This is a genomic window from Parafrankia sp. FMc2 (genome assembly GCF_041008525.1).
GTDB lineage: Bacteria > Actinomycetota > Actinomycetes > Frankiales > Frankiaceae > Parafrankia.
The window spans coordinates 1-1633 of record NZ_JBFLUG010000369.1; the positions used below are offsets into that span (position 1 = coordinate 1).

Genomic DNA, 1633 nt, shown 5'->3' on the forward strand with positions numbered 1-1633 from the left:
GGGCGCGTGGGTCACCCGTCCAGTGTCCGGCACGGCGGTGGCTGGGAGCACCCCGGGCTGTGTGCGGTTTGTCCGGGCGGGTGCTCGGGAGGGCGTTGTGTGGCCGGGTGAGCTGCGGGTGGTGCCGCGGCAGGTCGGTCTGCGTCGCTGGCCGCACCGTCGTCGGGGACCACGTTGGGACTACCGGGGGGTATTCGTCGGGACTACCAGGAGGTTGTCGGGGCGGGGCGGGGCGCTTTGGTCAGAGCCGGTCGTGCAGGATCTGGCCGCGCAGCACGGTGCGCAGGCATGTCGGCCGGGTGCGCGCGGCCGCGTCCACCGGGTCGGCGGAGGCGGCTTCGGCGGCTTCGGCGGCGCCGGCCTGGCGGCTGGCGCGGGTGTCCCAGATCGCGAAGGTGGCGGGGGCGCCGGCGGTGAGCTGCCCGGAACCGTCGGCGGCGGCGCGGGCGGCCACCCAGCCGCCGCGGGTGGCGGCGGTGAACGCGTCCGCGGTGCTGATGCGGGCGGCGGGGTTGTGGTGGTGGGCGGCGGCGTGGACGGCACCCCAGGGGTCGAGGGGGGTGACGGGGCTGTCGGAGGACAGGGCCAGGGTGACGCCGGCGGCGGTGTAGGCGGCGAACGGGTTCATGGCCGCGGCGCGGGCCGTGCCGAGGCGGGTGGTGTACAGCTGGTCGGGGCCGCCGTAGCGGGCGTCGAAGGCGGGTTGGACGCTGGCGATGAGGCCGAGGCGGGCCATGGCGCTGATCTGGTCGGGGTGGGCGAGTTCGGCGTGTTCGACGCGGTGGCGGGCGGCGGCGATGGTGGCGGTGCCGAGGCGGGCGGCGGCGGCGTGCAGGCCGGTCAGGACGGTGTCGAGGGCGGCGTCGCCGATGGCGTGGAAGCCGGTCTGCAGGCCGGCGGCGGTGGCGTCGAGGACGATGTCGCGGATGTCGTCGGCGTCGTGGTGGAGCTGCCCGTGGTGGGTGGGCTGGTCATGGTAGGGGGTGCGCAGGGCGGCGGTGTGGGAGCCGAGGGAGCCGTCGACGAACAGGTCGCCGCCGTAGCCGACGGGGCCGACGCCGGGTTCGGCGGCGAGGGCGAGGGCGGTGGCGAGGTCGCCGGCCCAGTAGCCGGTGATGGCGGGGCCGGGTTCGTCGCGGGCGAGGGTGAGTAGGTCGGCGAGGTCGTCGGCGGAGGAGACCTGTGGTCCGCCCATCTCGTGCAGTGCGGCGATGCCGAGGGTGGCCGCGTGGGTGCGGACGCGCCGGGCGGCGTCGAGGCGGCTGGTGCGGGGCAGGTCGTGGTAGGCGGTGGTGCGGGCGCGGTGGTGGGCGTCGTCGCGGCACAGTCCGTCGCCGAGCCAGCCGGGGGCGTGGGGGGCGCGGGAGCGCTCGGCCAGTGTCAGGGAGATGACGGCGGTGTGGCCGTCGGCGCGGGCGAGGTAGACGTCGACGGGGCCGACGGCGCGGGTCAGTTCGGCGGCGGTGGGTGGGCGCTGTTCGGGCCAGCGGGTCTCGTCCCATCCGGTGCCGAGCAGGGGCTGGCCGGGGCGGCGGCGGGCGGCGCGGTGGAGCTGGTCGAGGGCGTGGCGCAGGGTGGGGGTGTCGGTGAGGTCGACCCCGTCAAGGGCGAGTCCGGTGGCGGTGGTGTGGAC

Annotated in this window: 1 protein-coding gene; it reads right to left on the minus strand. The window is 77.0% G+C overall.

What is annotated here, in order from left to right; genetic code table 11:
- Positions 1-241: 241 nt before the first annotated feature.
- Positions 242-1633, minus strand: a 1392-nt coding sequence (locus tag AB1460_RS37320) for an amidohydrolase (protein WP_368967261.1), incomplete at its 5' end; no start/stop codon positions are given.